This is a genomic window from Calothrix rhizosoleniae SC01, from assembly GCF_900185595.1.
In the GTDB taxonomy this organism is placed as follows: domain Bacteria; phylum Cyanobacteriota; class Cyanobacteriia; order Cyanobacteriales; family Nostocaceae; genus Calothrix_A; species Calothrix_A rhizosoleniae.
In genome coordinates this window covers 1-11,447 of record NZ_FYBH01000078.1, presented here as the reverse complement: position 1 = coordinate 11,447, position 11,447 = coordinate 1, and the positions used below count along the sequence as shown (strand labels likewise).

The following is an 11,447-nucleotide window of genomic DNA, read 5'->3' as shown; positions in this document are numbered from 1 at the left end:
ACAAACCAATCCCACCTACGTGGGCTAATAAATTCCTCTTAACCCACGCAGGTGGGTTTTGCTCGTGTAGCGATACCCTTATAGGGTATTGCATAAAAATTGGGATGCTCCTATAGGTTTGGGTCTTCAACAATGTCCGCGCCCTAATTGCGTAGTAATATATGGGCATACTCAAGCAAGAAGGTTTGAGGATAGGGAATTGTTACCAGAAGGTGCATATTGGTTAGTTTGGGCACAAATCTCTGGCATTGGCCCAGTATTAATACGGCGGTTACAACAACATTTTGGCACCCTAGAAGCAGCTTGGAAAGCCAACCCAGCTCAATTGGCAGAGGTTGAAGGTTTTGGCTTACAAACCCTGAAAAAGGTCGTAGAACAACGTTCTCGTCTTCATCCCCAACAATTATTTAGCAAACATCAGCAGGAAAATCCCCACTTCTGGACACCAGGGGATACAGATTATCCTCGTTTGTTATTAGAAACTCCTTCTCCCCCTCCCGTATTGTATTATCGGGGTGAAATTGAATTATCAGAGAATTTAGGACAAAAACCCTTGGTAGGGATAGTGGGAACCCGCAATCCTTCCGATTATGGTAGACGTTGGACACGCAACATTAGTACAACTTTGGCACACAATGGCTTTACCGTAGTTTCTGGATTAGCAGCAGGTATTGATACAGAAAGTCACATTGCGGCGATGGACGCTGGAGGAAGAACTATAGCCGTTTTAGGTACGGGGGTAGATGTTGTCTATCCAGCCAAAAACCGGGATTTATATAAGCGAATTTTGACACAAAAACAAGGATTAATTGTCAGTGAATATGCTGCCAAAACTCCTCCAGATCGTACCCATTTCCCTCGTCGCAATCGGATTATTGCGGGATTAAGTCGTGCTGTATTGGTGATGGAAGCACCCTTAAAATCAGGTGCTTTGATTACGGCTAATTATGCCAATGAGTTTGGTAGGGATGTGTATGTATTACCAGGAAGGATAGACGATAGACCATCTCAAGGGTGCTTAAAGTTACTGAGTCAAGGGGCAACGCCAATTCTGAAAGAGTTGGATGAGTTGTTGAGAATGTTGGGAGCCATACCGCAATTAGATGGGGTGGAAGCATGTTCAGAAATAGAACAAGTTCCATTACCCGATTTATCTCCAGAACTGCAAAAAGTCATGGATGTTATTTCCACAGAATCCTTACCTTTGGATTTAATTATGCAACAAACAGGTATGGCTACGGGTGAAGTTTCTAGTGCTTTATTGCAGTTAGAGTTAATGGGTTTAGTTTCCCAATTACCAGGAATGCGTTATCAAAGGATGAAATAATAGAAAAATTAACTTAATTATCCTTCTTCCTTCTCGCGTAGCGAGTTAAATTAACCTCTCGTGACACTTTTGGTAAGATAAATAACGAAAACGCCAGGTTAAAACCTGTCGAGTCCCGTTTCATTCTCTCCTTCAAAGGCAGAGGTTCTCACCCTCCTGTATTGTTTTGATAGAGTTTAACTAGGTAGCATTACCAATATGGCAGCAGGAACAGCTTTCATTCTCAACCTGACGACGGTTCTGGGAACTTCAGCCCTGGGGGGTTATGTTGCTAATCGACTGCGTCAGCCGGTTTTATTGGGCTATTTAATCAGTGGTTTAATTATTGGCCCCTTTGGCTTGAAAATCCTAGCAGATGTAGAAACAATCAAGCCTTTTGCTGAGATTGGAGTGGCGTTTCTCTTATTTGCCTTGGGGGTGGAGTTTTCTTTAGCGGAACTGAAACGAGTCAAAGAAATTGCCATTCAAGGAAGTTTACTACAAATAGGTTTAACTATTGCCATAACAGCCTTTTTGGCTACTTTAATGGGATGGGTAACAACCCCAACACAAGGAATATTTTTGGGAGCAGTACTTTCCTTGTCTTCCACTGCGGTAGTCCTCAAAACTCTGACAGAACGAGGTGAAACTAATACCATCCACGGGCAGGCAATGTTGGCTATTTTGATTGCCCAAGATTTAGCTTTGGGATTGATGTTAGCAGTTTTGCCAGCTCTGAATAACCCTGCTAATATGGGAGCTGCTTTGAGTACTGCTCTGGTTAAAGTTGTAGTGTTTGCAACAGTAGCAGTAGCTATGGGTAAATGGGTTGTACCGCAAATAATGAGGCGAGTAGCGGAGACGGAAAGTAGTGAGCTATTTCTATTACTAGTAATTGCCCTGTGTCTTGGTGTAGCTATCATTACCTCAAAACTAGGTCTATCCATTGAAATGGGGGCATTTGTTGCAGGTTTGATGATTTCAGAAATTGATTATGCTGACCAAGCTTTAGCGAAGATTTTACCGTTGCGAGATACCTTTGCCAGTATGTTTTTTGCCTCCATTGGCATGTTAATTGATCCCAATATTTTAATCCAAAATTTTGGCGTGATTCTGGGTTTGGTAATGTTGGTGATGGTGGGTAAAGCTTTAATTATCCTACCAGTGGTGATGGCATTTGGCTACTCGTTCAAAACGGCGGTAATTACCAGCTTGGGATTGAATCAAATCGGGGAATTTTCCTTTGTCTTGGCTTTAGTCGGATGGCAGGAGGGATTTATTTCTCAGAATAAATATTTCTTGTTATTGGGAACCACTGCCATTACTTTAGTGCTCACCCCTGTATGGCTGAAGTTTTCTCCCATTTTAGCCGATCGCCTAGCCAGTTTACCATTTTTATCTGGATATCTGCGTCAGTTCCAGGATACCAAAGATATTTCCCTTCCAGAAGGCTTTCGGGATTATGTGGTAGTTGCAGGTTATGGCAGGGTAGGACAAATGATTGTCAGTATTCTCCAAAACCAAGGTCATTCAGTATTGGTAATTGAAAATAGTGAAGCTGCTATTAAACGATTGCGGACGGAGAAAATTCCTTACGTTTTTGGTGATGCAGATTCAGAATTTGTGTTAGAAAAAGCACATTTACACAAAGCTAGTGCCCTAGCGATCGCTCTTCCCGATCCTGCCAGTACCCGCTTATTGTTAAAAAGGGCTTTAGAGTTAGTCCCAGAACTAGATGTTGTTGCCCGTTCCCATCAAAATAAAGAAATTGATATCTTAACTCAATTCGGGGCGAAAGAAGTTGTACAACCTGAATTTGAAGCCGCTCTGGAAATGGGAGCCCACGTTCTTGCTGTCTTAAACACATCCTTAAGTAATATTCACTCAGTCATTGGTATTATGCGTCGCAATCGCTACCAGAATTTACGTATGGAATGGAGAAATCGCCAGCCGGAAGTAGAAATTACCAATGCTACCCCAGAACTAAAGCAGAAGTGGGTAACTTTAGATGCTAATTCACCCCTAGTAGATATGACATTAGCTACTGCTGATATCCGTAATTTAACAGGGGTAACAATTATGGCAATCCAACATAATAATGACGTTCTCTACTATCCCACTCCCCAAACCAGGTTACATAGTCAAGATTGTTTGTTAGCTGTAGGTGAAGCAGAGGAGATGGTCGCATTTCATTCCTTGATGATGGGTAGGGGAACCATTTCTGGAGGATATCACCATTGGGTAACAGTGGGAGAAAATTCCCCTCTCATCGGTAAGACTGTGGGAGACTTACATACTGAATATCAGGCAATAGTGCAAGCATTACGCAGACAAGGAAAACTCAAGTTTGGCATTGATAGGGCTATGGCCTTGCAACCAGAAGATTGTATCTTATTACAAGGAGAGAGCGATCGCATTTTAGAAGTGGCAAAATTATTAATAGATAGTCAGGGTTAAGTAGAAAGGCACAAAAAACTAAAGTATATAACGAAAAGTTTTTCGGGTAACTGCTTCTGCGGAGCATCGTCTGAGCTGCAATGCGCTAAACTGATCTCATCGCATCATAAATCACCAATGACAGCTACATTGACCGAGATAATTCAAACACAATTGGTTCAAATTCTTGGCCAGTTGCCACAAGAGCAACAAAAAAAAGTTTTAAATTTTGCCATATCCTTACACCAGCAAAACTTATTCCAACAATGGGATACAATTTCTGATGGAGAAGCGGCAGCATTAAAAACTGAATTTGCAACGGAAGATATCGCATTTGCAGAAGCTCACCTAAGTGAGTACCTCCCCATGCTACAGAAAGAGGATCAAGCTTAATTTAATGTGGGGAGAAATTCAATTAGCAGATTTGAATCCCAGTCGAGGGTCGGAACAAGCTGGAATTCGACCTGTAATTATCGTACAACGGGATAATTTGCAACGCTTCACTCGTACAGTTGTAGTCATTCCTCTTACCAGCAATGTACGTCGTGCCCAAATTCCAGGCACAGTGTTAATTCCAGCAGGAGAAGGGGGACTAACTCAAGATTCAGTAGCACTTTGTTATCAAATAGTGGTTCTTGACCGACAGCGATTACAACGCCATTTAGGAAATCTTTCTCCTAATTTTGTTTTGGCACTCAAGGAAGCACTCAAATACACATTAGAACTAGATGTATTTACAGAAGAAAATTGAAGCGCGGTTTGATTACTACGATCGCTGAAGCAAGGTCGGGGAGCAAACAAGAAGTGGTTGGATTTTCTGTGTCAACCCAAGCTTGTATCTAAAGAGTAGTGGTAGACCGTCCCAACCAAGCGACTTGCTCGCATTAGATTTACTCATCGTTTTCTAACAGGCTTTCGAGCATCGGTGTCAGAATTTTTACAACAGGATTGTTTGTCAGCTCAAGCAGAGCTGCCACACCACCAGCTTTCAAAGCCTTTATAATTTTATTTTTGTTTCTGGCTTTTTCTCAATTTCCTCCATTGCCTTCATTGCAACATTAGCTTTTTCCATAGTGGTGGTGTTTGGGTAAGTCTTAGATAGCTGATCTAGCAAGTCTTGAATCTCTTGTGCAGCCTCCGCTAAGGTTTGCTTTGTATGAGGACTAAGATCAATGTTATTGACGCTTTGATCATGAATACTATTATTAATGCCTCCAGAAAGAATACTGATTTGGTTATTCTTAATTTGACCAATCTGTACTTGATTTTCTTCTGCCACAGCAATAGTCCTCTCAATAAGATATCTATTTTTGTCAACTTGTGCACCAAGCTGATCTATTGTGCCATTTAAATAATGTTGTTTTGTTACAAGCTCATTAATTAAGCGTCGATCTCTATGCTCTATTTCTTCTGCTAAGTGCTCGGCTCTTTCCTGTAGTTGAATAGCTAATGCTTCAATTTTGCCTTTAAGCAATCGTATTTCTGAGTTTAGTTGATTTATTTCTCCTCTATCCCAAAAAGGCATTTATCATGTACCTCTTCCATAGATTTATTGATAAGCTGGCTAACTATTTATTAGACGGAAAGTTTCCGTATATCACACCTGCCGTGTTTTAGCTCCGTCGAACTCACGTTCAGGTTAAGTAATAAGTTTACTATTCATAGGTTTGAGGGTTCAACAATGTCAGCGCCCTAATTGCGTAGTGCTATATCAATCCTTCTGACTCTCTTGCCTATATTTTCTCAATTTTTTCAGTAGATTTTCTTGAGATGTTTTAGCTGTTGGTGTTTTAACATTGGATGCAGATTTTTTCGTCACATTTTTTAACACCGGATCAGGAATTTTTAGTTTAATTTCTGGCTGATTCGCAATAGTTTTTTTGGTTGTATTAGTTGCAGTATTCACCGAGGTTTTGACTGACTCTAAGGTAGTAGCCAATTGTACCTTTTGTTCTATTTGCTGGGTTGAAGAGACTAAGCCACTTAAACCATTGACTAACTGTTGCAAATTTTTCCGAAATTTGGGATCTCCCGTTAATTCATCCAAATCAGCAGTAATTTTTTGAGTATTCTCAAAAGTTACCCGTGCGGAATCTAAAGTTTTTTGTAAAACTAGCAAGTTGTTGGGATTGTTCAATGTCTTACTCGCATCCAGTAAATTTGCTGATGCTTGAGCAGCATTTGCAGAGAGGGATTCCAAGTTGTTGATTAATTCTCCTTGGGTTAATCGATTGAATGTAGGAGACAATTGATCCACACTGGCACGTAATTGATTGCTAGTGGCAGTAATATTATTTAAAGTTGTGACCAGGGAAGAACGATTGGATACGACCAAATCATCCAGATTTTGCAATAATTGATTGGCTTGGTTAACAGTTAAACTAATATCCTTGGCAGTAGTACCAAATTCATTGGCTGTATTCCCCAACTTATCTACTGCTTGGGAAGTAGATACACCAATCTTATCTGCTGCATCTGATACAGATTTAGCTGCTGTGGCAAAGTCACTCAATTGTGCTTGGGAATTTTTTGTTAGCTTGACAATTTCCCCACTCAGTTTAGCTATTTGTGATGCTGCGACGGAAGTATTTTTTAAAGCATTATTAACATTGGCATAAAATCTGGGTTCGGTGTACACAGTAGCCAAACGGCTGGTGGTGCGGATGAGTTCATCCATACTGATACCAATCACCCCTTGGAGACGAGAACCATTACAGATAACCAGATTGCGATCGCAATTAGGATCTAGAGGCCCAGCAAGTTTTACCCCAGAAGCTACGGGTTTTTTGGGAGTAATATCAATAATACTTTCACTAATTAACCCCGACTGATTCGCCTCCACGGTGACATCCCTGGGAATAATGAGTTCGGGTTGGGAAATTTCGATTTCCACATCCACGTTATTAGGTCCTGGTTGAATGGAATTAATTCGACCTACCTTGACACCTCGATAACGAACAACTGCTCCCTTTTGCATTCCCCCAGCATTGGCGAATTCCACAACTGCTGTGTAGGATTTGCCAGATGCAGCAAATCGATTTAACCAGAGGATAACAATACCTAGTACCCCTAGTCCGACTAACAGCAATAAACCAACAGAACCTTCCCTTAATGTACGTGCAGACACAAAGGGCATTTTTCTTTTTGGACTACTTACCTTTTCTTCTTCTGTCATCTAACCTACCATCTGAATTGGTCCTGATACATTCCCACTCATAAATTGTCGAATCAAGGGATGGTTTGTGTGATTAATTTCATTTACTTTATCTTGCCATTGCACTTTACCTTGGTAGAGAAATAATATTCTATCGGCTGTACGACGAATGGTACTATCTTGGTGAGTAACAATTGCGTAAGTGCTACAGACTCCTTGACTAGACTGCAAATGGCGGATTAAGTCTTCGATGACCGTAGAAGCAATGGGATCTAACCCAGCAGTAGGTTCATCGTATAGCAAAACTTCTGTTCCTTGAGTAGGATTATCGGGATTAGACATAATTGCTCGGGCAAAGCTTACCCGTTTTCGCATCCCTCCCGAAAGCTCCGATGGGTAGAGATCTCCTGTTCCTGGTAAACCTACCATATCTAATTTTTCATTGACTAGACCTCGAATGCGCGATCGCGGTAATTTAGAATGTTGATAAAGTAAGAATCCCACATTCTCCTCTACTGTCAACGAATCAAATAATGCCGCCTGTTGAAACACCATACCAATACCGAGTTGCTCCGTACCCTCTTCAATTAATCCTTCTCGCTTCACCCCCTGGATATAAACTTCTCCACTATCTGGTTCTATTAACCCAGCAATTATTCTTAAAATCGTGGATTTACCCGTACCGCTAGGACCAATAATTCCCAGTGCTTCACCCCGATAAATCTCCAAATCGATATTATCTAATACTTTATTACTACCAAAACTTTTGGAAATGCCTTTTAATTCAATTATTGGTTGAGCCATACTATTTTAAATTTTAGATTGTGGATTTTGGATTGTGGATGTCATAGTTATTGGTAGTGGAATTGGTGGACTAACTGCGGCTGCATTGCTGGCTCGTTATGGCAAAAGGGTAATTGTGTGTGAAAGTCATACAATTGCTGGTGGTGCTGCTCATAGTTTTCGACGACGGGGATTTGAATTTGATTCTGGACCTTCATTTTATTGTGGTTTAAATGACGATGGTGGGTTAGCCCAAAGTCTAAATCCAGTCAAGCAAGTTTTAGATGTATTAGAGGAATCATTAGCAACTATTAGTTATGATCCCCTAGGACATTATCACTTTCCTGAAGGTTCTTTTCCTGTTTATAGCAATGCTGAACGTTACCGCCAAGAATTAAGTAAAATTACTCCTGAAGGCGCTGAGGAATTTCAACAGTTTGAGAAACGCTTGTTACCCCTATACGATGCCATGAGAGGTATTCCCTCCCTAGCTTTAAGGTCTGATTGGCAAGTGATTTTTTTACTCATGGGGCGTTGTTTACCAGCTTTAATAAAAATGCTGCCTCATTTACCCCTAGTGCAAGCTTCTGTGGGGAGTGTGATGGATGCTACGGTTAAAGACCCTTGGATACGGCGGCTAATTGACTTGGAATGCTTTCTTTTGTCTGGATTAAAGGCTCATGGCACCATTGCTCCAGAGGTAGCTTTTATGTTGGGGGAACGTTCCCGAGTAGGGGTAGAATATCCTGTGGGTGGTAGTGGGGCGATTATCAAAGCTTTGGTTAGTGGATTAGAACGCTGGGGTGGTAAATTGCGTTTAGGATGCCATGTAGAGCAAATTCTGGTGTCATCTGGGAAGGTTGTGGGGGTGAAGTTCCAAAATGGTGAGATCCTCAAAGCACCCACAGTTATTTCTAATGCTTCTATGTGGGATACCTGTACCAATTTATTAGCTCCTCAAGATTTACCTGCATCTTTTCGCCAAGCCGCATTAGCTACACCATTGGTAGAAAGCTTTATGCATTTACACTTAGGGATTAAAGCTGATGGATTGAAAGATTTAACCGGGCATCATGTGGTAGTTCATGATCTGCACCAGGATATTACAGTACCCGGAAACACCTGTATGATTTCTATTCCTAGTGTTTGGGATAGTAATTTAGCACCAGTCGGACATCATGTGGTGCATACCTACACCTTAGAACCATATGCTGGATGGGAAAGGAATCAGGGTTATGAAGCCAAGAAACGGGAAAAGGCGGAAACTTTATACCGGGCGTTGTCAAGGGTAATACCAGATATTAGGGAACGGGTGGTACTAGAACTAATTGGTACACCCTTAACCCATGCCCATTATTTACGACGTTATCAAGGAACCTATGGTCCGGCGATCGCTGCGGGTAAGGGGAGTTTTCCCAATACCCACACGCCAATTAAAGGATTGTACCGGGTGGGGGATAGTACTATGCCAGGGATTGGAGTACCTGCGGTGGCTGCGTCGGGGATAATGTGTGCGAATAGTTTGGTGAATGTGGGACAAATAGGAGAGTTATTGGATAATGATTACCATTTTCCCAAACTAGAGGTCTAACTAGCCTGCAAATCAATGGGCTGTATTTTTTCCCAGTCAAATGATTTTTCTAATTCTTATAAAATCCTTAATGATCGCAAATTTTAAGTAGTATTCAGTAACTCCATGAAATTCCTCGGTATCGATTTAGGCTGGAAATCTCAACCCAGTGGACTCTGCTACCTGCGACTAATCAATGAAAAACTCCAAATTATCGACCTAAATCGCCAAGAACAAATTGCAGATATCCTCCGTTGGGTAGATGACTGCATCCAACCACAAGAATCAGCCATCATCGCCGTAGATGCACCCACTCTCATCCCCAATGATACTGGGAGTCGTCTGCCTGACAAACTGACTCACAAACACTTTGGTAAATATCATGCTGGTTGTTATCCAGCCAACAAAAATCTACCCTTTGCAGAACGCACCATTAACTTTGGCTTAGAATTAGAATCTCGTGGTTTTACCCATGCTCCGACAATGGAACCGCAAAAGCCTGGTAGATATCAAATAGAAGTATTTCCCCATCCTGCAATTGTCAATCTTTTTGATTTGCAACGCATTCTCAAATATAAAAAAGGGCGCATCCAAGAGCGCCAGAAAGAACTACTAAAACTCTACGATTACATTATCCATATTCTCCCTTATCTTGAACCCAGGTTAGATATTAATCCTCAAGGGCACAAACAAACAGCAAAATTCATTGAGATTGACTTTTTCTCCTCATCTCTCACTGGTGCGGAACTTAAAGCTGCTGAAGATAAATTAGATAGCTTGATCTGTGCTTATGTTGGAGCTTACTGGTGGTATTGGGGGGAACAACACAACTTAGTACTAGGAGACTGTAGCACTGGTTATATTGTTATCCCTTCTAGGGTGGAAACGAGGGATTAGGGGATAGATATTATCTACTATGAACCCAACCTCTAAGTAAGTCGGCACAATAAAACCAAACTATGTGGAGAAAAGTAAATAAGGCTAAAACCCTTTTTCCCCCTGCTCCCTGCCCCCTGCCCCCTGTCTTATCCAAACGATAATTTTTTACGCCTACCTACTTACCTATTCCAGATAAAGAAACATACCTCGTTTACCTGCAATTTGCTGTAATTGACAACCCAAATAAACAAGATAAAGTAGGATTTATTTGAGGAGATCAAGGATGTGGAAAGAATAAAAGTACTACCGATGAATGAGGAGATTCAGCAGCAGTGGCTTGGTAAGGAAAAAACCAGAGCTTTCCAACAGTTTTTAGATGGTAAGAGTTGTCCCGAAAAAGTACGGGAACTACTAGCACAAGAACCATTATTACTGTATTTGTTGGCAGCAATGCACCGCGATGGTGAATTAAAAGCTGAAATGTTTGCTGGAAGTAGTAAAACCCAAGCTAAAATTTTGATTTATCAAAAGTATTTGCAATGGGTATTAACAAAACAGCTTCCGGAATTATTACAGCGAAAGATCACGGAACAAGATAGCCAAGATTTACGGCGTATTCTCACGGAAGCTAGTTTATGTGTCATCCAATCTGGCAGGGAATGTGTGTCCATGTCAATGATTGAGGCACGTCTCCAAGGAGATGAGACAGGTAAGGAATTTTTGTCAGTAGCAAGGGAGCGTATAGGCGAAAGTCCTCTCAGGAATGCTTTAGCCACTTTTTATCTCCAACCAGGAAGACAAACGGGTTCAGTAGAGTTTGCTCATAACAGTTTTAGTGAGTTTTTATTCGCCGAACGGCTTACGGAAAGTTTATCAAACTGGACAAAAACAGGAAGAAAAGGAAGAGGCTTTAATATCCAACAAGAACAAATGGATTGGGAAATTTATGACTTGCTGGGTTATGGGGGATTAACACCAGAAGTGGTGGAATGTCTCATGAGTTTAGTTATAGCAAGGGATGAATTTCAACCTGTGCAACTTTTTCAACGGTTAGAAAATTTTTATCAACGCTGGTGTGAAGGAGAATTTATTAATGCTGATACAAAAAATTTACCCCAGAATAAATCACGCAAGTTATATGAACAAAACATTAAATTAGGACAGCAACAAGTTGACATTTATGCTGGTTTAAATGTGATGATTTTGTTGTTAGAGTTAAATCGTTATGGACGAAAAAGAGATGATTTGCAGGAGCAAATTATTTTTTATCCTTCAGGTAAACCAGAAGATGGTAGGTTTACAACTCAACTACTTCGCGT

Annotated in this window: 10 protein-coding genes; 7 read left to right on the top strand and 3 right to left on the bottom strand. The window is 41.0% G+C overall.

Annotation, left to right across the window (positions count from 1 at the left end):
- Positions 1-199 precede the first annotated feature (199 nt).
- The 4 genes from dprA (at position 200) to CALSC_RS04610 (ending at position 4,493) form a co-directional block, all read left to right on the top strand.
- Positions 200-1,327, top strand: coding sequence for a DNA-processing protein DprA (gene dprA / locus CALSC_RS04625; protein WP_088240235.1), 1,128 nt, complete (start codon positions 200-202; stop codon positions 1,325-1,327).
- 198 nt (positions 1,328-1,525) lie between these two features.
- On the top strand, positions 1,526-3,763 hold the full coding sequence (locus CALSC_RS04620) for a cation:proton antiporter domain-containing protein (protein ID WP_088240234.1): 2,238 nt from the start codon (positions 1,526-1,528) through the stop codon (positions 3,761-3,763).
- A 117-nt stretch (positions 3,764-3,880) separates the two neighbouring features.
- The gene (locus tag CALSC_RS04615) at positions 3,881-4,135 is read left to right on the top strand and encodes a hypothetical protein (RefSeq protein WP_088240233.1); all 255 of its coding nucleotides are present in this window, start codon (positions 3,881-3,883) and stop codon (positions 4,133-4,135) included.
- Positions 4,136-4,139: 4 nt separating this feature from the next.
- Complete coding sequence (locus CALSC_RS04610; RefSeq protein ID WP_088240232.1) at positions 4,140-4,493, top strand: type II toxin-antitoxin system PemK/MazF family toxin; 354 nt, start codon at positions 4,140-4,142, stop codon at positions 4,491-4,493.
- Between the two features lie 246 nt (positions 4,494-4,739).
- On the opposite strand, the gene CALSC_RS04605 is transcribed toward CALSC_RS04610, so the two are convergent.
- From CALSC_RS04605 to CALSC_RS04595, 3 genes are all read right to left on the bottom strand, one after another.
- Complete coding sequence (locus CALSC_RS04605; protein WP_088240231.1) at positions 4,740-5,267, bottom strand: hypothetical protein; 528 nt, start codon at positions 5,265-5,267, stop codon at positions 4,740-4,742.
- 186 nt (positions 5,268-5,453) lie between these two features.
- A complete protein-coding gene (locus tag CALSC_RS04600) occupies positions 5,454-6,917 on the bottom strand; it encodes an MlaD family protein (protein ID WP_088240230.1) in 1,464 nt (487 codons plus the stop codon).
- Positions 6,918-7,700 (bottom strand): ABC transporter ATP-binding protein, encoded by a 783-nt coding sequence (locus CALSC_RS04595; RefSeq protein WP_088240229.1) that lies wholly within the window; start codon positions 7,698-7,700, stop codon positions 6,918-6,920. It abuts the gene before it with no gap.
- 34 nt (positions 7,701-7,734) lie between these two features.
- On the opposite strand from CALSC_RS04595, the gene CALSC_RS04590 reads away from it, so the two are divergent.
- The 3 genes from CALSC_RS04590 to CALSC_RS04580 form a co-directional block, all read left to right on the top strand.
- Positions 7,735-9,270 carry a phytoene desaturase family protein gene (locus tag CALSC_RS04590; RefSeq protein ID WP_235006677.1) on the top strand — a complete coding sequence of 512 codons (1,536 nt, stop codon included), beginning with the start codon at positions 7,735-7,737 and terminating at the stop codon, positions 9,268-9,270.
- Positions 9,271-9,375: 105 nt separating this feature from the next.
- The gene (locus CALSC_RS04585) at positions 9,376-10,146 is read left to right on the top strand and encodes a DUF429 domain-containing protein (protein ID WP_088240227.1); all 771 of its coding nucleotides are present in this window, start codon (positions 9,376-9,378) and stop codon (positions 10,144-10,146) included.
- A 267-nt stretch (positions 10,147-10,413) separates the two neighbouring features.
- Positions 10,414-11,447: NACHT domain-containing protein (locus tag CALSC_RS04580; protein ID WP_407641883.1), on the top strand; the 1,034-nt coding region annotated here is incomplete at its 3' end.